Below are 22,560 nucleotides of genomic sequence, written 5' to 3'. Positions count from 1 at the left end.
GGAGAAATGATTTGAAAACCAATTTTATGGATTATGTAAAATTCGAAAATGAATTAAAAAAAGAACGCATTTCTACTTGTCTTATTTATCAAAATGGAGAAATTAAATATAATTTTTATAAAAATTCAAAAAGCGAAACAAAACTATTCAAAATTAATTCTGTTACGAAAAGTGTTTTATCGATGTTAATAGGAATTGTCATTGATAAAGGATTTATAGAAAGTGTTGATGTACCAATTACTAAATTTTTTCCAAATATTGAATCGAAAAAAAGAGAGATTACGATCGAACATTTGCTCACTATGACAGCTGGATACGATTGGCAAGAGTGGGGAGAATGGGGTGGGCGTCCATTTCCAATGATTAATAGTAAAGACTGGATCCAATATGTACTAGAAAAAGAAATGGTTAATAAACCAGGTGAAAAAATGATTTATGATTCTGGAGCATCTCAAGTACTTAGTGCAATTATTCAGATGGTAACGAATGAAAAACTATCTACTTTCGCAAAACGAATGTTATTTGATCCTTTAGGTATAAAAGAGTTTATTTGGCACGAAGATTCAAAAGGAATTAATATTGGGGGATTTGGCTTAAGTTTAACGACAGATGATCTACTAAAGCTTGGGATATTAATGATGCAAAAAGGAAAATGGAATAATACACAAATTATTTCAAGTGAGTGGATTGAAAAATCAACAAAAGCGAAGTACGATACATATCCGCATGTTGGTTCATATGCATACCATTGGTGGGTGCTTGAAAATAATGAGTTAAAGGATCTTGATTCAACGATTTATTTTGCCATGGGATATGGAGGCCAATTCATCTTTATTTCACCAAAAAATCAATTCGTAGCTGTTTTTACAAGTGCAAAATATATTAATACTTCTACCCCATTAAAAATCATTCAAAAATACTATCCTTTACTATTAACAAATGAATAGGACTTAAAATGGGAGTAAAAGTGGATACGTAAACCAAGGATTAATAATCCTGTATTGGCTACTCTTTTATATAATCTTTTTAAAATACCCTTAATCCTATAATTCCTATTCCTACCTCTAATTTTTGTATGATTTTTTTATTTGAGAATAGGAGTTTACTTAAAAAATGTCGAATTAAGTAATTAGAAAATATAAATAACAACTTGATAATAGCTCCAAGAAGGGATGAAGATTGATGTTTTTGGTGACAGAAGACTTCAAAACGTTTATTAGGAAATATCCAATCACAACAATTATGGTTGGTTTATGTACTATCTTAGCGATCATTACGACATTTTTAGGTGGGTATACGATTGAAAATATCATCAATTTAGGTGGTTATGAGCACGAATTAGTAAAACAAGGTGAAATATGGAGACTTTTTACTTATGCATTTATGCACGGAAGCTACGCTCATTTTTTTATGAATATGACTTTTATGATTATTTTAGGTAGACCTTTAGAAAGAGCGTTAGGTTCAGTTAAATTTTTATTATTTTATTTATTATCGGTTATTCTTACAGGACTTATTATTAATTTTAACTATTCGCCTAATACAGTTGAGACAGGGGCATCCGGTGTAGGCTATGCTTTTTTAGGAATGTATTTATTTATTACCGTATTTAGAAAAAATATGCTCTTTTCAGATGATCGTAAGTTTGTCATAACTTTTTTAGGAATTGGTTTACTAACTTCATTAATTATCCCGTCGACAAGTTTAACTGGTCACTTAGCTGGTATGATGATCGGTTTTTTCATAACTCCTCTATTATTAAAAAAGAGTGCACGATTTCAAAACTCTGTTAATGTTTAGTGTACATATTGAGAATAAGTTTTAACAATAGAAATATTTTTCAAAACAAACCTAGTTCGGATGGAACTAGGTTTGTTTTGGTTTGGATTTAGATGATAGTTAACGTTAGTTATAGTTAATTTCCATTTTTTTGACGTTGAGAAAAGTAAATATAAAAGTTAAAATAACCTTGTGTTAATTATTCTAAGATAATAATTAAGTGTGAATATAAAACCAGAAAGGTGTTGTAAATGCAGAAAAACTTGAGAAGACACAAAAAATTCTCGTTATATGCACTTTCATATTACTTCTTGTTCGGTGTTATTTGGATTATTATGTCAAATACTTTAATTGAATATTATTTTGGGAAAATCGATTTGAGTATCTCAATCTTAAAAGGTTTCATTTTAATCATAATTAGTAGTTTGTATTTTTATTCTTTATTAATAAAAAAAAGTAAAGTTGTTAATTCAGTAGAAGACCGTTATCGAATGTTTGTCGAAAATTCATCTGATATCATTGTCGTAGTAGATTTATCTGGTAGGATTGAATATACTTCACCTTCTGTTCAACCATTATTAAGTTATGAACAATCTGAATACGTAGGGAAATCAATTTTTGACTATTTGGATGAAAATGCAGATGCATCAAAAATGAAGCAAGAGTTTATTAATCGTCAGGAATTTAAAAATAGTTCTCAATTTAAAGCAAATATTGAACATAAACTTGGATATAAAGTTGTATTGGAATGTAAATGTGTACCGATCATAGATGAAAATGGTAAAGTTCAAAAATTAATGTATTTTGCACAGGATATCACCCAACAAACGCAATCTGAACGAAAATTACTGGAAAGTGAAGTGCGATATCAAAAATTAGTGAAATATTCACCTGAAACTACATTAATTTATGGACTTGATGGGAAAATTTTATATATAAATAGTGCAGGCTTGAAACTAATGGGTGTCGATAGTATTAATCAAATCGTTGGAAAAAATGTGTTTGAGTTTTTAGCCGATGAATCAATCAATATCGCAAAAAATGATTTAATGAAAGTGATTGATGGTGAAATTATTACGAAAGAATATAGTATCACACGGCCAGATGGAGCAATTATATTTACGGAGGCTTTAACATTCCTAACAGTATTCCAAGGAATAGATGCTTTACAAGTAGTTGCACGAGATATTACGGAACGAAAAAAAACTGCCGAAAAAATGGAATACCTTGCTTATTATGATAATTTAACTGGTTTAGGAAATCAAAATGCTTTATACAAACAAATCGAAAGCGCTTTATTGGAAAGTAAAAGATTAAATCAATCTATGTCAATTTTGTTTATGGACCTTGACCGTTTTAAAAATATTAATGATACATTTGGTCACAGCTTTGGAGATAAGATGCTTCGAAAAGTTACCGAAAGATTAAAACTAAGTGTTTGTAAAAATTGTGAATTGTTTCGTTTTGATGGTGATAGTTTCGTTATTTTATTAAAAGATTCCGATTCAGTACAGGCTGAAGAATTAGCTAAAAAGATTATACAATCATTCTTAAAACCTTTAATAATTGAAGAACGGAATATACATGTTTCATTTAGTATAGGCATCAGTATGTATCCTGAACATGCTGCAAATGTGGAGTTGCTATTTCAAAATGCTGATACAGCAATGAATGCTGTCAAAGAATCAGGTAAGAATGGCTATATTTTTTATACAAAACAAGTTAAACAAGTAATTGACCGAAAAATGGAACTAGAAATTGGGATACGAAAAGCTTTAGAAAACGATGAATTTAGTTTACATTACCAACCACAAATAGACCTAGTCACAAATGAAATCATTGGATTAGAGGCATTAGTTCGCTGGAAACATCCAAAATATGGATTCATCTCACCAATTGAATTTATTCCAGTTGCAGAAGAAACAGGTCTTATTATCTTATTAGGTAAATGGGTATTAGAAACTGCTTGCCATCAATTTAAAAGGTGGATTGATGCATGTGTTCCACTTAAAAGTATTGCAGTAAATGTGTCAGGGGTTCAGTTTAGAGATAAAGAATTTGTCGATACAGTCAATAAAATATTAATTGATTCAAAACTTGACCCAAAATACCTGGACCTAGAAATAACTGAAAGTGTGACTCAAGAAATTGTAGAAGCTACAAGAATAATGAATGAACTAAAATCGATTGGTGTTCGACTTTCAATTGATGATTTTGGAACAGGATATTCTTCTATTAGTTATTTACAACAATTCCCATTTGATAAATTAAAAATAGATAAGTCATTTATTGATGATATAAATGTTTCATCAAACTCTGAAGCAATAGTAAGTGCGATAATTGATCTAGGCAATAAACTTGGATATGACATGGTAGCAGAAGGTGTTGAAAATAATACGCAAGTTGAATTTTTACAAATTCAAAATTGTCGCTACGCACAAGGTTATTTTTATAGTAAACCTTTACCTGTTGAAGAGTTAGAAAATAAGTTTCATGACCAGCTTTTAAACGGCAAGATTAGTGGGAGTGAAGTCAATTGAAACGTATTCGGTTATTGTTGGTCATTTTCGTATCAATTATTTTTGTAGGAAGTTCACTTTATTATTTTAATCGAACTGAAAAAACTAGATTCGAAAAAAGCTTTGATATTGATTACCGTAATATTCAAGATTATTCAAAAACAGGTTCTGATTTTACTGAAGTTTTAAAGATCTATTCAAATGAATTTTTAAACAAAGATGAAAGTAATAATGCGATGAGAGACACGAGTTACATCCATTATGATCCGATAAAAAAAGAGTTCAATAGTGATTCAATCAAAGATACTCTGAATGAAAATAAAAAAGGGAATATTACAGGTATCGGAAAGCCAAATGATAATCCTTTGAAATTTAAGGAAATTTTGATGGCGGATCGATTAAATAGCTATTTTTCAGAAATATATAGTTCGTATCCTGAAATTACTTGGATTTATTATACAAGCATCTATGGATTTAATAATTTATATCCTTTTGTACCGTCGAATGAATTTAAATTTTCAAATGATTTATTAAAAGAAGAAAGTACGACATTAGGAACAATCGAAACAAATCCGTATCGTAAACCTTATTGGAGCAGTCCTTATTTGGACAGTGCAGGAAAAGGGATGATGGTAACAGTATCTTCACCTATTGACTATAATCAAAGATATGTAGGATCAATTTCAATTGATATTACCTTTGAAAATTTAAGTAAAGAATTAAATAAAGATTATACATCAATTTTAGCGGATAATGAGGGAAACATAATAGCTTCTTCAAATACAGAATTTTTACCATCTAATAAAATCATAAATATGACTAAATTAGATAAAAAGTTTTTTAAAGGATCTTTAGCAAAAATAAATACAATGCAGAATGAAACACTCACAACCATTAACGGAATGAAAGTGCTAAAATGTGATTTTCCAGGTACGGACTGGACTTTTTATTATATTTTAACAACCTCTGCTATGATAAAAATAATTGGCATGAAGTTTCTACCAATAATATTTATTACAATACTTTTAGTCTGGATTACTTGGATAGCAGAAAAAAGAATGGATGCTGAAAAAAAATTAAAGGTATTAGTAAATGATTTAGAATCCAAGAAAATCGAGTTAGAAAATCTTTCGTCAAAGGATCCTTTAACAGGAGTCTTAAATCGAAGAGGGCTCCACGACTTAATCCTATCTGATTTAGAAAAAATAACTGAAACTGAATTGAACTGCTCATTTTTGATTTTTGATATCGATAATTTTAAAAAAATTAATGATGAATATGGGCATACAATGGGAGATTTTGTATTAAGTCAGAGTGCTAAATTAATGAAAGAATTGATTCGTAATGATGATTATTTAGGACGATGGGGCGGAGAAGAGTTTCTAATAATATTACCGAAAACACCTTTTCAACAATCGAAAGAACTAGCTGAAAGACTTAGATGTGCGATTGAGGAACACGTATTTCAATACGAAAGTCTAGACATACACATAACGATGACGTTTGGACTATCGAGATTTAATCCGCAAAAAGGTGTAGTTGAAAGTATTAATCGCGCTGATAAGGCTATGTATGCAGGAAAACAAAGCGGGAAAAATTGTGTTATTTGTTACGAAGATTTGAATGGTGAAACACCTTCTTGTTAGAAGGTGTTTCTTTTTAAAATTGCTCATTTTTAAATTAAAAATCATATAGATCTACTATCCTGTCTGCTGTTTGACGGTTTCTACATAATTTGTAGAGATCATTAAAAAATCGTTCTACTTCATTAGGAGTGCTCGGAATTGGTATATCTACTTGAAGAGAACCAAATACTTGTTTGAAATAAGCTTTTCGTTCAGCATTTTTACCATCCCGTTTCAATGGATTATATTTCCAAACTAAAGAAAATTGTCTATCCTGCTCACGAATTTCTCTTATTTCTGCAGCTGTTGTAGATTTATTTTCAACATATATGACTAAATAAAAATTGTCATTACGATGCCAGTCGATTAATAGTAAATAATAGCTTTCTTCCTCGACTTTACTTAAATGAAAGGCTGAAACAATTGGTTTACCGTTTGTCCATTGTTGAAAATTTTGTAATGTATTGAAAGTTGTTGGTATTTCTTCAATAGTAAATAAAGAATTAGTTGAAACCATCCAATTTTTTATCTGATTTGAAATACTGATTGCATATTCTTTTTTCATCTTATACCTCTAACTTAATTAAGTCCTTTTCATTATCATATCATCAAAATCGGCTTAATAAAATTCCTCCTTGTAATAATCTACCATCTATAAGTTAAAGTCCAATTACTCATATTATTAATGATGATTTAACTAAGGAGGATTTTATAATGGCAAGAGGTAAAAGCTTTAATCATAAGAAAAAAGGTCATGAACCAACTCATCCAAAAGGATCACTAGTCGCTCCTGAAGACCGTAAACATGAAGATCGAGAAGAAGATTATATTGTGACAGAAGAAGCATTTAAAAATCGTATTCAATAAAAATTGATTAAAATGGGACTCAGATTTTATAAATCTGAGTCTCATTTTTATTTTTGCCCTTATATTAACCTTTGTTGAAGTTAAATAAATGGATTAACTGATTTTTATTCACTGCTTGAAACAACAATGGAATAGGTGGCCCACTTGTTCTATTTAAAACAAGCTGATAGATCATTGTGAAAAAAGATTTTTGATTTGCTTTCATTATTTTTTTATCGTCATGATAACAAATCGAGTATAATTCTTTCATTAATTCAGTTTGATTTTGGAGCTCGGTATTTAATAGATAGTCACATAAATTTTTCAACCAATATTGCTGTTCTTCAGTTAAAGAGTGATAAAATTCAAAAGCCTGTTTTGCATTTATTATGATATTTTTTTGTGGATTGTATTTTTTAATCCAATATTCAGCCAACTGACTAATTTTCTGTATTTCAATGGATGAGTAAGTTTCTCCATTATTAACAAATATGTCTTTTAAAAGATCTATATTGTAATTAACGAGAGGCAGAATGCTAGCTACATGATTAAACTTTGGATATTTTTTATCAATTTTGCCGTTATGTGCAAATTCGACCGATTTGCAAATATCTAAATCGAGTAAAGATTGATCAATATAATTTGATTGATACCGTTCAAATTCTGAATAGTTTTTAATCACGTCTTCATCTAGACCAATCTTAAATGCTGCTGTTGGTTTATATTTAGCAAACATAAAGAGAATCACTTCGGGTAAATAGATTTGCATTAACTCAGCTGGGGTTATTAAATTACCAGAGGAGCTCGACATTTTTTGATTTTGACCTTTTATGCCAATAAACTCATAAGGTGTATAATGAGGTGCATCATAGTCAAATATAGCTTTAGCAATTTCTTTTGAAACATTGTAACTACCGGTTTCAGATGAATGATCTCTTCCACCAGGTTCAAATACAACATCTTCTTTCATCCACCTCATAGCCCAATCAATTTTCCAGTTTAATTTAATATTGTTTGAAACTTCTACAGATAATTGATTTGAAAATCCACAACGGCATGTATAATCTAAAGTTTTGCTTTCCTTATTATATTGAGTTATTGAAGGATCATCTTTCTCACAATTTTCACAGTACAGAGTAATAGGGTAAAAATCATTACGTTCTTGTTCAGTTGGAACACTTGTTTTGAATTTCATTAGAATATCATAAATTTCTTTTCTTTTTTCAATAGCATGTATAATGTCTTCATTGTATCTACCAGATTTGTATTCTTTACTTTGATAAATAAACTCAACCTCAATGCCTAGTTTAGATAAGGAATTTTCAAATTCTTTTTCAAAGTGTTCAGCGAATGTTGAGTGACAGCCATATGGGTCAGGGATATTTGAATAAGCTTTCCCTATAAAATGATGATAAGTTGAATCAATATTATTCGGGACCTTCCTAAAACGATCAAAATCATCCCAAGAAAAGATAAATCTTGTTTTCTTTCCTAATTTATTTAAAGCTTTCACAACAAAATAAGTTGTAATGATCTCACGAAAATTTCCAATATGAACCGACCCGGATGGGCTTATGCCAGATGCACATACATAAGTTTCTTTATTTGGATATTTTTCAATTATTTCATTTGCGATTTTAGTTGCCCAATGCATGTTTTCACCTCAAAATTATTTTTATTTTACAATTGCAAATAAAAAAACTCCCACCCCCAAGATTTAATCATCTTGAGGACGAGAGTTTGTTAACTTCGTGGTACCACCCCAGTTTATTGATATGTTACCATACCAACCTTATTTAGGTACGGCACGAATGCTTATACCCTATCTCTATAACGGGAGAACCCGTCGTACCATCCCTAAAGTGAACTTTAGTTCCATACGAAGCTCCAAGTCTTTTTTCATAAAGTTCATTATTACCCCTTTTTCAGCACACAGGAGCTCTCTGTAAATAATTTTAACTTTACTACTTTTCTCTTCATAGCTTTTTAAATTTCGAAATATTAATTGTTATTATATTAATCAAAACAATATTAATTGTCAATTAAATTTAAAGTTGAATAAAATGATTAATATGCTTCAATAGGTGGTGCCAAAATGAACGATTCTGGTGGGGATTTAGTATTAATAGGTGGATATTTTTTAATACTTGGAACATTAACTTCAGCTGTTGGTGTTTCAAGTAAAAAAATTATTAGTGAAGATTTTGGAAGAGATCTATTTGCTAAAGGGAATGCAATTGAAGCGTTTGGGAACTCTATCCAAGCAATCGGCAGAGAAAAATTGTATAAAAAGGAAAAACATGAATATGAATTAACAATCATGCTTGGTTCATGGATTCAAGCATCTGGTAACATTACAAATACAATTGCCACAACATTAGAACGTGAAGGCTTTGAAGAAGAAGGACATAAATTAAATACCATTGGAAGTGTTATTCAAGCAATTGGTGCCCAAATTGAAACAACTGGAACATTAGATGAGGGGACTCAACTAGCAAAAATTGAAGCTTATGGTAATGAATTAATCGCTTTAGGGGCATTAATTGATGGAATTGGTAATGCAGCATTGTTGAATGATAAAATTATTTTAGGAGAAAATCTACTGCTTGTTGGTAGTTGGGTTCAAGTTTTTGGAGCGATTTTAATTGTGTATGCTCTAATCAATATAAGAAGAGAAGAAGAAGAAAAAAATCATTCAGAATATCGATATGGTTATTATCCGAATAAACAATTTGAATGGTAAATTAATATTTTGTTGTGAACAATACGAAAAAAAGAAGGTATATGGTTTTAAATAGCTAATTTTATATTAAAATTAAATTAAAACATTTTGTTTTTCTGTACAAGGATTTTGTGAGAAAATAGAATTTATCAATTTAAATAGAATAAACCAATTTTTTGAAACAGAGGTATGATTAGATGAATTTAAAAATAATAACAGATAGTGCGGCTGATTTACCAAAGGAAATTATTGAACAATATAATATTGATGTCATTCCATTACGAGTTTATTCAGAAAATGAAAAAGAATATTTTGATGGTTTAACATTGGATTCAAAGACTTTATTTAATGAAATGCGTAATGGAAAAGTATTTAAAACGTCTCTTCCTTCGTATGAGTATATTTATAATACTTTCGCTAAATATGCAAAAGAAAATACACCATGTATCTATATTGCTTTTTCTTCTGAACTTTCAGGTACATATCAATCAGCAGTAATGGTGAAAAATGAGTTTGACGAGGAGTTTCCTGATTTTGATTTAGAGATATTTGATACAAAAAGTGCATCAATCGGACAAGGGCTAATTGCTGTTAATGCTGCAAAGCTTGCGATGAATGGAGCTACAAAAGAAGAGGTTGTTCATAATATAAAACATAGCATACAACATATTGAACATATCTTTACAGTAGATGACCTTCAATATTTGGTGCGTGGAGGCCGCTTGAGTAAAGTGGCTGGTTTTGTCGGCAATTTATTAAATATTAAACCAATCTTACACGTTGAAGATGGAAAGTTAATACCACTTGAAAAAATTAGAGGTTCTAAAAAATTGATAAAAAGAATTCTTGAAATTATGGAATCTCGTGGGACAAATTTATCAACTCAATTAATTGGTATTTCTCATGGTGACGATCTAGATAAAGCAATTGAAATTAAAAATGCTATGGCAGAGACATTTGGATGTAAGGAATTTGTCATTAATTCAATCGGGTCTGCTATAGGTGCTCATGCAGGGCCAGGCACTTTAGCGATATTCTTTATGAACGAAAATAAAAAATAAAATGAAATAAATAGCTAATTTCACAAAATGAAATTAGCTATTTTGTTTTAATTTTCTGACAATATTACCCGGATAATAATTCATACATAATTACTTCATAAAAGGCAAATAGTATTTATGTAATCTTCAACAACTAATTTTTTATGAGGTGAAAACGATGTCAATTTTAGATAACTGGGATCAATGGAAAGACTTTTTAGGTGATCGTTTAGATGCAACAGGTGACAAAGGTGTTGGTGAAGGTGCTATTTCTGAAATGGCATATCGCTTAGGAAATTATTTAGCAAATGAAGTTGAACCAAAAAATGCAGAAGAACAAATTTTAAAAGACCTTTGGGAAGTAGCAGATGAACAAGAACAACATACAATTGCTCATCTAATGATGAAGTATGTTAAAAATAAATAATTAAAATAATGCGATTAAAAAATAGCCCTGTGAATAGAATCATAAGGGCTATTTTTTATTTATTTTATTATTAAAACTTTCTGTTTGAAGCAAAAAAGTAGGTTTACAAAGAAACAATAAAATAATTAAAAATTAAACTTGAAAAGGACATATAATTAACATATACTGTACTTATTGTGAGTACTGTTTTCGGATTAAGGACAATTACTATTTACATTTTAATTGTTTTTTTGTATGATAGACTTTCTGTTCAAATTTCGCATTTAACATAAAATGTTTTTTTGCACTAATAAATAGAATGGAAAATTTGAACGAATTTCAACACTGCTTGAAAAAAATAGATAGAAGAAATGGGGATAATATATGAATAATCAGCAAAACTCGGCTGACACGCCGTTTAGTGTAAAAACGATTATTGGTCCAATGATGGCAGTAATCGTAGGTATGATCATGGTTATTTTAGATAGTACGGTAGTAAACGTAGCATTACCTGGAATAACCGAATATTTTAAATCTGATTTAACAAAAATGCAGTGGACGATTACAGGATATACATTGGCATTATCGGCTGTTATACCACTTGCAGGCTGGATGTCTGATCGTTTTGGAGCTAAGAAAATTTTCTTATTAACGATTTTGTTTTTTACAATCGGATCAGTTCTTTGTTCTGTAGCTCAAACACCTGAACAGTTAATTTTATTTCGAGTAATACAAGGAATTGGTGGAGGAATGGTTGCGCCAATCGGTATGGCAATTATTTTTAGATTAGCTCCTCCAGAAAAAATCGGTTCAATTATGGGGATGCTTGGAATTCCGATGTTACTTGCGCCTGCATTAGGTCCGGTTATCTCAGGATGGTTTGTTGAGTATTCTACTTGGCATTGGATTTTCCTAATTAATTTACCAATCGGTATTATTGCAATGTTCATTGGCGCTAAATTCTTACCTAATTTTGAATCTAAATCAGTACCTGCTTTAGACGGATTAGGAATTATTATTGCTCCAATCGCATTCTCAATGTTAGCTTACGGAGTTAGTCAAAGTTCAATAAGTTGGACTTCAAAAGGAACATTAACAGGTTTAATTGTTGGTGGTGTTGCATTATTACTTTTTATCTTTGTTGAACTTCGCCTAAAACAACCTTTACTTGAGTTGCGTGTATTTAAATCGTCTGATTTTGTTAGAAGTATTTTAATTACTTGGATTATGCAAATTGCTTTATTCGGTTCTTTCCTAATTGTTCCATTATTTTTACAAACAGTTAAACAATATGGGGCATTTGAAACGGGTTTAATTATGTTACCTCAAGCATTAGCATCTGCTTTAATGATGCCAATTGGTGGGAAAATGTATGATAAAGTTGGAGCTAGACCGATGGCGTTAGTTGGTTTAACAATTATCACATCTGCACTATTCATTTTCTCTAAAATTACAGTTGACTCTTCAAACACATTTATAATGTTAACACTTGCTATGATGGGTGCTGGAATGGGATTATCAATGATGCCGATTAATACACACGTATTACAATCTGCACCAAGACATTTAGTAAGTCGTGTAACGCCTTTAACTGCGGCTGCTCAGCAAGTAATGGTATCATTTGCAGTAGCAGGTATGGCTGGATTTTTAACTTCAAGTACAAAGGATTATATGGCAAAAACAACGAATCCTTTAAATGCAATGATTTCAGCATTTGGTGATACATTCTTACTAGCAGCAGGTATTGCATTAGTAGGAGCATTGTTAGCAATTATTTTACGTAAACCAAAAGTGCAAGATGCAGATGCGTCAAAAGCAGATCTTGACGAGTCAAAATCTTCAATGATGGTCGGTCATTAAGAAATAATAAAGAAGCCAAAATTTAAAATTAACGGGATCTCTTCGGGGATAAAATTTAGAAATCGCATTTAAAATCGCAGACCATTTCGCTGTAGCGGAATGGTCTGTTTTTATTGATAGTAGGCTTTTTGTTTAATTAATTCAGGATAAATGGTTTATAAAATAGGACTAAAATCTTAAGTACAATAGTTATTGTACATTGTGTATTTAAAGCGATTAGTATAGTTAAAATTGCTTCAATCCTTCCTTAGAAATTGAACATATTACAACTTTACAAATGAAGATATTTTATAAATGTGGTAAAATTTTCTAAAAAATGGAAATGTTATGATAAAATAAGCGTAATTGACATTAAAGGAGGAAAAGTGATGAAATGGTACACAACTCTTTTAAGTATTACCTTGCTTCTAGTTCTATTAACTGCTTGCTCGTCTAAACCATCTCTAGACCTTGTTAGTAAAAAAGTTGAGATTGTTAAAGATAAAAAATATGTTGGCTCAACCATTTTAACTGAAGGTGATAAAAAGGGACAAGAGGTTATTCCAGCAGCTTTACTCTACGAATTTAAAATTAAAAATAATGGAAATCGACAAATCGGAGGAACAGCAGATACGACTTTAAAGGTAAAGTTTGTTCCTAGCAAAAAATTAGCTACTATATCCAAAGATATAATGGGATTTAATCTATTTAATCCTTCGTCGTATTATGGAACGGGCTTAGGTTACGGTGTTCAGTTTGATGGGGGAATTAAATCCAATAAAATTGGAAAATACATTCTTACATTTGACTTAGGTGTAACCGAGGAAACTTCTCAAATTCCTGTGAGAGTTCCGTCAACAGACAAACTAGAAAAACTAAAAGAAAATGCTTTAGAAGGTACTTTAATAGTAACATCGGGTGGAAAAGAAATTGCTAATTTTAAATTAAAAAAATAATAGTCGAAATATATCCTATTTTATTGTGAATATGTAAATAAAAAAACAAATCCTTGGTACGAATACCAATGCTTTGTTTAGTGTTAATATTACGCTATTTCAATTACTTTTTTTAGCATTTGTCCCCCAAAAGAGAACAAATTAAAATTGGCTTCTTTTTTTGTCATTTTTGATTATAATTTAAATAGTATCGAAAAAATTTTAATAATTTCTACAATTTTAAGAGAACTATTATAAAACTAATTGAATTGTAATAAAAATGTCCTTATTATGTAAGGTTAGTTATGTATAATAAAGGCTCGAATATAGATTTACTTTACAATGGAGCTGATTTAATGATTAAAAGTATTTGCAAAACAACTTTGGCACTATCAATTTTAACTGGAGGTTTATTCTATGGAAATACTACTCCGAGTTCAATTAAGACCGTGGAAGCTGCGACGATAAGCGGTACAGTAACTGCATCAGTTTTAAATATAAGAAGCGGTCCTAGTACTAGTTATAAAGTAATTGGGACACTTAAAAAGGGTGCGAAAGTTACGATTACAAGCACAAGTGGATCTTGGTATAAAATAAAAAGTGGAACAAAAACTGGATGGGTTTCAAGTAAATATATTAAAAAAGCTCCAACTACAGTTTCTGCCACGACCGTAAATAAAATGAAAACTTTGGGTACTTCAAAACAATTAATCATTGTGTCAGCAGAAAATGAAAGTACAAGAAATGTTTTAATTGAAACATTTGAAAAAAGCGGTACTAGCTGGAAAAAATTACATACATACTCAGGTGTGATCGGTAAAAACGGCATGATTAATAGTAAGCATGAGGGTGATTATGAAACACCTGAAGGGAAATATACAATTACAACAGCATTCGGTCGATATTCAAATCCAGGTACAAAAATGACATACCGTAAAATTACTTCAAATGATGTATTTGTAGATGATTCAACTAGCAAATTATATAATACTTGGCAATTGGCATCAGAAAATAACGGTAGATGGAAAACTGCCGAAAAGATGAATATTTCTCAATATGATTATGGATTTGTAATAAACTATAATTCTGCGAGAACCCCAGGAAAGGGTAGTGCAATCTTCTTTCACGTAGCTGGAACTTCGGGATATACTGCAGGCTGCACAGCTACATCTAAAACAAATGTAGTATCCATTTTAAAATGGTTAGATCCTGCAAAAAAACCACTAATTATTCAAACACCATTGAATAAATTAACTCAATATTAATATGATTTGAAACTGGTCAATGATTTGATCAGTTTTTTTATATTTCATACTAAGTAATTTGCTGAATTAATGATGATTTATTTCAGAGATGAACGTCTTGTTTATCGTTCGAGTGAAGGGGAAGAAGTGGTGTCTTATCAGAAAGGCTTTGTTAAATTTAAATGTTAAGGTTTTTGAACTAAAAAAAGGCTGTCTATATAGACAACCTTTAGGAACTCTAATTACTTTTGTTTTATGAGCTTTATTTTAAGCTATTAACAAGTTGCCTCATTGAGTTTAACTGAGAAGATAGCTCATTAAACCAATCCTCATCTCCTGTTGAGAGGGCCAAGTCAATTAGAAAGTGAATCTGTTCTTTGTTTGTCACTTTCGAATCAGGTATTTTCTTTACGTTTCTATTTAGCATTTGAATGGACTTTCCTACAGTCGTATTATTATCTGAAGTTATGACATTTACCTTTACTACTTCATCAAGATTAGTAAATGATTCAACAAAACCTATTACTAATTCTCCATGCAATGATATACCCTTAACCCAGTCACCTATTTTTAAAATAGAATCATTATTTATGTTCATTTTTTTCCACCTTCTTAAATAAATTTACTAGTTAAATAACTTGTGATTATTACAGCCATAACAACAAACTGTAATTTTTTTTATTACATTTCGGATAAATGAAGGCTTAACCTTCACTTTATTAGCTGCTCACTTCTCACATTTGATATGATCGACAATGTCCTTAATAGTGTATTGCTTTAAATAGCCTCCAAGATGTTTTTCTGCTCCTAAGAAGATATTAAAAAGAACATTTTGCATATTTGCCCCAACAACACACTTTTCATTTGATTCTGGGCACTTAGGTTGCAATGCCCCCTCAGAGGTTATCATATAAATGTCCCATAGATTTACTTCATTTAAATCTATAGCAAAAATAAATCCACCACCAGTGCCTTCCTTCGATTTTATAAATCCATGCTTTTTTAACAAACTAAGCACTTTACGAATACGAACTGGATGGACACAGGCACTCCCTGAAATTGCATCACTTGTAGACATCCGATCCGGCTGCAGCGCAAGATAAGTTAAACTATGAATGGCAAGAGTGAAATCACTATTCATGGTCTGCCTCCTAAAATCGTTAATTTCTATATATATTTTGTGATTATATTTAGTACTTCAATAAAATGTGTTAGAAAACTGACCTTTAATTATTAATATAAATTATTAATTAGCTACTTTTTGTGATTTAATGTATGTGAATGTTCGTAGTTTACGAGGAAGAAAACTACGAATTTCTTCTTCATTATAACCAACCTGTAATCTTTTTTCGTCAAGGATTATTGGCAGGCGCAACATTTTGGGATTATTTATGATTAATTTATATAATTCATTCAGTGGGAGAGAATCAATATTTATATTTAATTCTTGAAACGTTTTTGATTTTTTCGATATAATTTCTTCAGTACCAGTTTCTGTCATGCGAAGAATAGATTTAATCTCCTCAAGTGTAAGAGATTCATTCATAATATTTTTCATACTATAATCAATCTCATGTTCCTCTAACCAAGCTTTTGCTTTGCGACAAGATGTACAACTTGATGTTACATATAGATTCACCATTCTTTTACACTCCTTATATTTAAAATGTATTAAAAAAAATTACAGTTGGGATAAAAAACTAATCAATTTATATTATCTAATAAACAAATTGTTTGGCTCCTTACTCAATTTAAATGAGTATACTGTAATTTTATTATTTACAGTTATAAGTGTCAACTATATTTTTAAAATTTAAATGATGGATTGTTTTTTATACTGAAACGAAATAAAAAAATGAAATATACAATGAATTAAAAAAAGTAAAGTGTAAAAAGTTAGTTTATTTTGAAATTTCTAAGTATAATAGAATGTACAATTAAAATAGAACGAGTATTTTTAGAGGTGGAATATGAGCAAACTAGAATTTTTTGAAATAGAGACTAGTCGATTAAAACTTAGAAGGTTTAAAGATGAAGATGTTAGCAACTTTTATATATATCGTTCAAATCCCGATGTTGCGATTTATCAAGGCTGGGAAAATTATAAATATCAACAAGCAACTGATTTTATCGAAAAGCAAAAGTCAGCTGAAATGAATATTCCTGATTCATGGGTTCAAGTTGCGATTGAAAATAAAATGGATGGTCGACTAATAGGGGATATAGGAGTACACACTTTATCAATTCCTAAAAATCAAATTGAAATCGGCTTTACATTAGAACCAATGTACCAGAATAAGGGATATGCCTTTGAAGCATTACAAGGGATTCTTGATTATTTATTTAATGAATTAAATAAAGAAAAAATAAACGCAATCGCTGATGAGAAAAATTCATCCTCAATTAAATTATTAAGAAAGTTAGGATTTCAACAGATAAAAATAATAGAAAATTCATATTTTAAAGGCCAATATGTAAATGAAATTATGTTTGGACTATCGAAAAATGATTGGAATAAAAAGTAGGAGCTGGGAATGAAATGAACTTCTTTAAAGGAGCATTGTATTTATCATTGGCCGCAAGTATTTGGGGTATGACTTATGTCGTCAGTAAAGTAGTATTAGATCATATTTCCCCATGGTTATTACTAGAAATGAGATTTCTTTTAGCATTATTAACATTAGGAGTAATCAGTCTTTTCCAAAAAAGCTGGAAAATTAATAAAAAAGATTTGGTTCCTCTCGCAGTTATTGCTTTAGTCGGATATACTGGCTCAATTGGTTTTCAATTTGTAGGTACAAAGCTTTCAGGCGCAGCAATGGGCTCTTTAATTACTTCAGCTTCACCTGCATTAATATCATTATTTGCTTTTTTTATTTTAAAAGAAAAAATAAATAGCCGTAAGATTGTATCGTTAATTTTAGCAACAATTGGCGTGATCGTTGTAATAGGATTACCAAAAGGTGGATCAAATTTAGGCGCATATTTTGGAAATCTCATACTAGTAGGTGCAGCAATTACTTGGGCATTATATACAGTTTTAAGTAAAGTCCAGACTAGTAAATATTCTTCATTAACCGTAACAACTTGGGCGACGGTATTTGGCGTAATTTTTACATTACCATTTACGATTATTGAACAAAGTAAACACATAACTCACTTACCATCTAATGGTTGGATTTGGATGGGTGTCATATTTTTAGGTACAATCTCAACAGCTGGTGCCTTTTATCTTTGGAACAAAGGATTTGAATTTATTGATACTTCCACAGGATCATTATTTTTCTTTTTACAACCATTAATTGGTACGATATTTGGCTATTTTTTATTAAATGAAGAAATTAGTTCATCTTTCTTTATAGGAAGTATTCTAATAGTAGTAGCAGTGTATTTATCGATTAAAGAACCTAAGCAGAAAACGACACTTCAATATAACTCGAAAAAAGCATGACACATTTTAAAGTAGTTGATATACTCAACTGCTTTTTTTATTGGCTAATTTACTTAAATATACGAATCTTAAGATTAGATGAATTGAATTTTTAGAATACAGACTTTTATATTTATTTAAATTGACAAATGTAGTTAAGACAAATAATATAAATCTTGTACGATACATCGTATAAGATGTATTTTACTTAGAAGTATCTTGTTGGAGGGATTAAATGGTAGAACGACCAGAATTTATTCGTGAATCAATCGATTTTTTACAGCGTTTTTTAATGAAAAGCCTTCAAAAGCATTCGGAGGAACATGGCGTTACAATTCCACAAGCAAGAGTTATTGGCGAAGTGTATGCTCATAAAACAATGAGCATTAAACAACTTTCTAAAAATCTAAAAATGACGCAAAGTACTGTTTCAGATATCGTTGAGCGTCTGACTACAAAAGGCCTTTTATTGAAAACACCAAATCCAAAAGATAAACGTTTCGTGGAGATTTCTTTACCTGAAAATATTGCAGATGAAATACACGGTAGCATGACTGAAATTGCAAATAAGTCATTAAATAGTGCATTAAGTCTTCTAGACCATGATGAACAAGAGATTGTAGAGGAAGGAATGAAATTATTAGTTACAGCTGTTAAGAAAAAGATGGAGACAGATGGAATGGATAATTATGAATTCTTTGACGTATTGTACTTTCTTGATGAGGAAAAAGGAAAAAAAGAGAAATAAAATAATGAAGGAGGGGACCGAGTGAACAAAATCATAAAGGGTCGTTGGGTCATTTTTTCAATTTGGTTAATTGCTACAGTATTGTTAACAGTTCTTCAGCCTGACATAAATGCTATTCTACGGAATAAGGGACAGGAAGGAGCGAATAGCGATTCACCTTCTGTTATGGCAGATCATATCCTCAAAAAAATGGATACTGCAAAAGGAACGAATAATCTGATTGTTTTTTATGATAAGAATAAAATTTCGAATGACGAAATGAACAAAATTAGTGATGCTGTTAAAGGAATACGTGATAGTAGTAAAGAACTAAGAATTTCCGAAATTATTGATCCTTTTAGTATTCCAAATGCAAAAAGTTCATTAGTCTCAAAAGATGGCACCACACTAATAGTGAGCTATAAGCTAGATAAGAACGGAAGAGAAATAGATGATATAAAAAAACAAATAGATATTAAATTAAGTAAGGTACCAGTTGAATATTATCTAAGTGGTGAAGATTTTATCAATAATGATTACTTAAAAGCTTCGCAAGCAGGAGTAGAAAAAAGTGCTGCTTTGACAGTTATTTTTATTTTAGTCGTACTTGTTATTGCGTTTAGGTCGATCGTTACACCATTTGTATCATTGATTGCGGTTGCATTTTCTTATCTATGTTCAATGGGAATAGCTGCTCAATTAATCGATAAAGCTGGATTTCCGATTACAAGTCTTACTCAAATGCTACTAATTCTTATTCTTTTTGGGATTGGTACTGATTACAACATACTCCTTTTTAATCGTTTCAAAGAGGAACTTTCACTTGGACATTCAGTTGATGAATCAATTGTAAACACATATAAAACGGCTGGTAAAACAATTGCCTATAGTATTTTAACTGTGTTCATTGCGTTCCTAGCACTTGTATTCGCAGAGTCTCCAATTTATAAATCAGGTGTAGTAGTTGTAATAGGTGTATGTATATTATTACTAGAAATTTTAACGTTAACACCATTTATTATGAAGGTATTAGGAAAAAAACTTTTCTGGCCATCTAAAAATGTTGGTGGACACAAGGAAAATAAATTTTTTGGTAATTCTTCTGCTTTTGCCATAAAGAAACCGATTATCACAATTGTCGTAATACTATTGATTTTAACTCCGATGGTATATTTCCATCAAGAAAGGCTAAACTTTGATACAATTGGAGAACTGGGTAATAAATATCCTTCATCAAAAGGATTTAATATCGTTTCGGATCATTTTGGTAAAGGTCAGGCAATGCCTGCAACAGTCGTTATTGAAAATAACAAGGCGCTTGATAATAATCAATCACTTGCAGTAATTGATAATGTTACTGAAAGACTAAAGAAGATAAAGGGTGTTAAGCAAGTATCTTCAGTAACACAACCTGAAAGTAAACAAATTGATAGTTTTTATGTTGATAGCCAAATGGGTACAGTGACTGATGGTATTTCAAAAACAAAAGATGGGGTTAACGAGATACATGACGGATTAAGTTTGGCTCAAGATAAACTAGGATCAGCAGATTTTTCAAAGGTTAACCAAATGGTAGATGGAACAACGCAACTACAAAATGGTGTAACAGCATTAAGTGGTGGGTTAAAACAAATTCAAGCAGGAATTGGTAATGGTTCTAGTAATTCTCAAACGATCTCTAGTGGTATAGCAAAGATTGAAACGAATCTAAGAAAAATGAGTAGTGGTGTATCATTATTAGCAAAAAATTATGAGAATATGCAATCGGGTTATAAAGAATTAGGAACTCATTACCAACAATCAGCACAAGCATTGCTTGGTCTAAAAGGCACAATTTCTCAAATGCAATCTATGGTGACAGCACTAGGAAGTAGTTATGCAAATTCAAAAAATGATGTAAATTACCAAACATTAAAGCAAACAATTGATCAAACAGTTGCTTCATTAAATCAAATTACTCCAGAAGGAATCAAAGCATTAAATGATAATTATAATGCTGTAACTTCAGGTTTTGCTACTGCAAATAGTAATCTTTCTAGTATGGGTAATGGCTTAACTCAAATGGCTGATGGCTTGAAAAAGCTTGAAAGTGGCTTAAGCGATGCATCTTCTGGAATCGGAAAAATTGTCACAAATATGAATAAAGTATCAGATGGACTTGGTCAAATGAAATCAGGTCAGCAACAGCTAGTAACCGGCATCAATGGATTTAGTACTTTCGGGGAAAAACTATCAGATGTAAACGGTGGGTTAGAGAAAATATCTGACGGATTAGGAAAGACAAATGATTTCTTAACACAGTATAATTCTAATAAAACGTTCTTTATTCCTAAAGAAGCATTGGCTGACGAGAACTTTAAAAAATCAATAGACATGTTTATGTCAAAAGATAGAAAGATTACAAAACTAACAATTGTTATGGAGAATGATCCATATTCAAAAGAATCTTTAAAAACGATCAATAAAATAAATTCAGCTGTTAAAAATGGACTTAAAGGCACAGAACTTTCAAATGCAAAGTCAGGTGTTTCTGGTCCAAGTGCTACAACAAATGATATGAACAATATTTTGAGTAGTGACCTAAATAAAACAACAACCATTGTTATTATTGGGGTATTACTTGTATTATTCCTAGTGATTAAATCATTCTGGACACCAGTATTTATCACTGCATCACTTTTAGGAGCATACTATTCAGCTATGTTTATGATCAACTATATATTTATAGATTTTCTAGGATACGAAGGAGTATCTTCTTTTGTTCCGTTCTTCTCTTTCATAATTATCGTAGCTTTAGGCGTGGATTATAGTATCTTCCTAATGATGAGATTTAAGGAATATACTCATTTGGCACCGAAAGAGGCAATCGTATTAGCATCTAAGCATACTGGTGGAGTAATTATTTCAGCGGTAATTATACTTGGAGGCACATTTGCTACACTTATGCCTTCTGGAATCCTTTTATTGTTTGAATTAGCAATAGCGGTAATAACTGGTCTAGTCGTCCTTTGCTTTATATTATTACCGATCTTCTTACCAGCAATGATCGCATTACCAGAAGCATTGGCTAATTTATTTTCAAGAAACAAGGAAGCTAATGTTGATACAGAAAAACATGTAATCTAAAAGAATAATAGATTTAGTTAAAAATGCCGACTTGCTATCCAAATAATAGTAGGTTTGGCTTTTTTTTTAGGCTGTTTTTTGTATTCATTGTTTCACTTTTGGAAAAAAATGTATAATAGATAAATAGAATATGTTCGAAGGAGCTTTTACATGTATGCCATCTTAAGAGACATTACGAAATTATTTATAAAAGAACAAGAAAAACTACTTTACTCTTTAAAAGGTAAACTAAATACTGATTCTTCAAGCCCACTTGAATCTACCTATGAAGCCATTTATAAATCATGTTTTAAAGATGGTTTAGGTTGTAAGGTTGTGTAAT

21 protein-coding genes and 1 other annotated feature are annotated in these 22,560 nt (G+C 30.6%); of the genes, 16 read left to right on the top strand and 5 right to left on the bottom strand.

The annotated features are described in order from the left end of the window. The first annotated feature begins 11 nt into the window (after window positions 1–11). The 4 genes from ACFVRR_RS07510 (at window position 12) to ACFVRR_RS07495 (ending at window position 5,944) form a co-directional block, all read left to right on the top strand. The gene (locus tag ACFVRR_RS07510) at window positions 12–947 is read left to right on the top strand and encodes a serine hydrolase domain-containing protein (RefSeq protein ID WP_387326532.1); all 936 of its coding nucleotides are present in this window, start codon (window positions 12–14) and stop codon (window positions 945–947) included. Window positions 948–1,182: 235 nt separating this feature from the next. Continuing rightward, a complete protein-coding gene (locus ACFVRR_RS07505; RefSeq protein ID WP_387326530.1) occupies window positions 1,183–1,800 on the top strand; it encodes a rhomboid family intramembrane serine protease in 618 nt (205 codons plus the stop codon). A 230-nt stretch (window positions 1,801–2,030) separates the two neighbouring features. Further along, complete coding sequence (locus ACFVRR_RS07500; RefSeq protein WP_387326527.1) at window positions 2,031–4,319, top strand: sensor domain-containing protein; 2,289 nt, start codon at window positions 2,031–2,033, stop codon at window positions 4,317–4,319. Beyond that, on the top strand, window positions 4,316–5,944 hold the full coding sequence (locus tag ACFVRR_RS07495; protein WP_387326523.1) for a sensor domain-containing diguanylate cyclase: 1,629 nt from the start codon (window positions 4,316–4,318) through the stop codon (window positions 5,942–5,944). Before ACFVRR_RS07500 ends, ACFVRR_RS07495 begins: the two co-directional genes overlap by 4 nt. Before the next feature lie 34 nt (window positions 5,945–5,978). On the opposite strand, the gene ACFVRR_RS07490 is transcribed toward ACFVRR_RS07495, so the two are convergent. Then, window positions 5,979–6,488 carry a hypothetical protein gene (locus ACFVRR_RS07490; RefSeq protein WP_387326520.1) on the bottom strand — a complete coding sequence of 170 codons (510 nt, stop codon included), beginning with the start codon at window positions 6,486–6,488 and terminating at the stop codon, window positions 5,979–5,981. A gap of 149 nt (window positions 6,489–6,637) precedes the next feature. Here ACFVRR_RS07490 and ACFVRR_RS07485 point away from each other — a divergent pair, with 149 nt between their 5' ends. Beyond that, on the top strand, window positions 6,638–6,790 hold the full coding sequence (locus ACFVRR_RS07485; protein WP_165347078.1) for a hypothetical protein: 153 nt from the start codon (window positions 6,638–6,640) through the stop codon (window positions 6,788–6,790). Between the two features lie 64 nt (window positions 6,791–6,854). Here ACFVRR_RS07485 and lysS read toward each other — a convergent pair whose 3' ends face one another. Next, complete coding sequence (gene lysS, locus ACFVRR_RS07480; protein ID WP_387326517.1) at window positions 6,855–8,423, bottom strand: lysine--tRNA ligase; 1,569 nt, start codon at window positions 8,421–8,423, stop codon at window positions 6,855–6,857. A gap of 71 nt (window positions 8,424–8,494) precedes the next feature. Further along, window positions 8,495–8,758, bottom strand: a binding site (T-box leader). A gap of 106 nt (window positions 8,759–8,864) precedes the next feature. On the opposite strand from lysS, the gene ACFVRR_RS07475 reads away from it, so the two are divergent. The 6 genes from ACFVRR_RS07475 to ACFVRR_RS07450 all read left to right on the top strand — a co-directional run bounded on the left by ACFVRR_RS07475 (window position 8,865) and on the right by ACFVRR_RS07450 (window position 14,976). Continuing rightward, window positions 8,865–9,512 (top strand): DUF6944 family repetitive protein, encoded by a 648-nt coding sequence (locus tag ACFVRR_RS07475; RefSeq protein ID WP_387326514.1) that lies wholly within the window; start codon window positions 8,865–8,867, stop codon window positions 9,510–9,512. Between the two features lie 176 nt (window positions 9,513–9,688). Next, the gene (locus ACFVRR_RS07470) at window positions 9,689–10,552 is read left to right on the top strand and encodes a DegV family protein (RefSeq protein ID WP_387326512.1); all 864 of its coding nucleotides are present in this window, start codon (window positions 9,689–9,691) and stop codon (window positions 10,550–10,552) included. A gap of 157 nt (window positions 10,553–10,709) precedes the next feature. Continuing rightward, entirely contained in the window at window positions 10,710–10,958 is a 249-nt protein-coding gene (locus ACFVRR_RS07465; protein ID WP_098862265.1) for a DUF3243 domain-containing protein, read from the top strand. 363 nt (window positions 10,959–11,321) lie between these two features. After that, window positions 11,322–12,797, top strand: coding sequence for an MDR family MFS transporter (locus ACFVRR_RS07460; RefSeq protein ID WP_387326507.1), 1,476 nt, complete (start codon window positions 11,322–11,324; stop codon window positions 12,795–12,797). Between the two features lie 368 nt (window positions 12,798–13,165). Then, complete coding sequence (locus tag ACFVRR_RS07455; protein ID WP_387326504.1) at window positions 13,166–13,732, top strand: hypothetical protein; 567 nt, start codon at window positions 13,166–13,168, stop codon at window positions 13,730–13,732. 335 nt (window positions 13,733–14,067) lie between these two features. Further along, window positions 14,068–14,976, top strand: coding sequence for an SH3 domain-containing protein (locus tag ACFVRR_RS07450; protein ID WP_387326501.1), 909 nt, complete (start codon window positions 14,068–14,070; stop codon window positions 14,974–14,976). A gap of 241 nt (window positions 14,977–15,217) precedes the next feature. Here the strand turns inward: ACFVRR_RS07450 and ACFVRR_RS07445 are convergent, their stop codons facing one another. From ACFVRR_RS07445 to spxA, 3 genes are all read right to left on the bottom strand, one after another. Further along, window positions 15,218–15,553 (bottom strand): IDEAL domain-containing protein, encoded by a 336-nt coding sequence (locus tag ACFVRR_RS07445; RefSeq protein ID WP_387326499.1) that lies wholly within the window; start codon window positions 15,551–15,553, stop codon window positions 15,218–15,220. Window positions 15,554–15,682: 129 nt separating this feature from the next. After that, the gene (locus ACFVRR_RS07440; protein ID WP_387326497.1) at window positions 15,683–16,096 is read right to left on the bottom strand and encodes an RrF2 family transcriptional regulator; all 414 of its coding nucleotides are present in this window, start codon (window positions 16,094–16,096) and stop codon (window positions 15,683–15,685) included. Window positions 16,097–16,201: 105 nt separating this feature from the next. After that, entirely contained in the window at window positions 16,202–16,597 is a 396-nt protein-coding gene (gene spxA, locus ACFVRR_RS07435) for a transcriptional regulator SpxA (RefSeq protein ID WP_387326494.1), read from the bottom strand. Window positions 16,598–16,925: 328 nt separating this feature from the next. Between spxA and ACFVRR_RS07430 the strand changes: the two genes are divergently transcribed. The 5 genes from ACFVRR_RS07430 (at window position 16,926) to ACFVRR_RS07410 (ending at window position 22,559) form a co-directional block, all read left to right on the top strand. Continuing rightward, window positions 16,926–17,480: a GNAT family N-acetyltransferase gene (locus tag ACFVRR_RS07430; protein ID WP_387326491.1), complete on the top strand. Its 555-nt coding sequence runs from the start codon at window positions 16,926–16,928 to the stop codon at window positions 17,478–17,480. A gap of 14 nt (window positions 17,481–17,494) precedes the next feature. Next, the gene (locus ACFVRR_RS07425) at window positions 17,495–18,406 is read left to right on the top strand and encodes a DMT family transporter (protein WP_387326488.1); all 912 of its coding nucleotides are present in this window, start codon (window positions 17,495–17,497) and stop codon (window positions 18,404–18,406) included. A gap of 214 nt (window positions 18,407–18,620) precedes the next feature. Then, window positions 18,621–19,133 (top strand): MarR family winged helix-turn-helix transcriptional regulator, encoded by a 513-nt coding sequence (locus ACFVRR_RS07420; RefSeq protein WP_387326486.1) that lies wholly within the window; start codon window positions 18,621–18,623, stop codon window positions 19,131–19,133. Between the two features lie 21 nt (window positions 19,134–19,154). Then, on the top strand, window positions 19,155–22,238 hold the full coding sequence (locus ACFVRR_RS07415; RefSeq protein WP_387326483.1) for an MMPL family transporter: 3,084 nt from the start codon (window positions 19,155–19,157) through the stop codon (window positions 22,236–22,238). 150 nt (window positions 22,239–22,388) lie between these two features. After that, window positions 22,389–22,559 carry a hypothetical protein gene (locus tag ACFVRR_RS07410; RefSeq protein ID WP_387326481.1) on the top strand — a complete coding sequence of 57 codons (171 nt, stop codon included), beginning with the start codon at window positions 22,389–22,391 and terminating at the stop codon, window positions 22,557–22,559. The last annotated feature ends 1 nt before the right edge of the window (window position 22,560 follow it).

It is taken from the genome of Gottfriedia sp. NPDC057948 (assembly GCF_042887255.1).
Classification (GTDB): Bacteria; Bacillota; Bacilli; order Bacillales; family Bacillaceae_G; genus Gottfriedia.
Note: the sequence above shows the minus strand (reverse complement) of the source record. Positions and strands in the feature narration are given on the sequence as shown.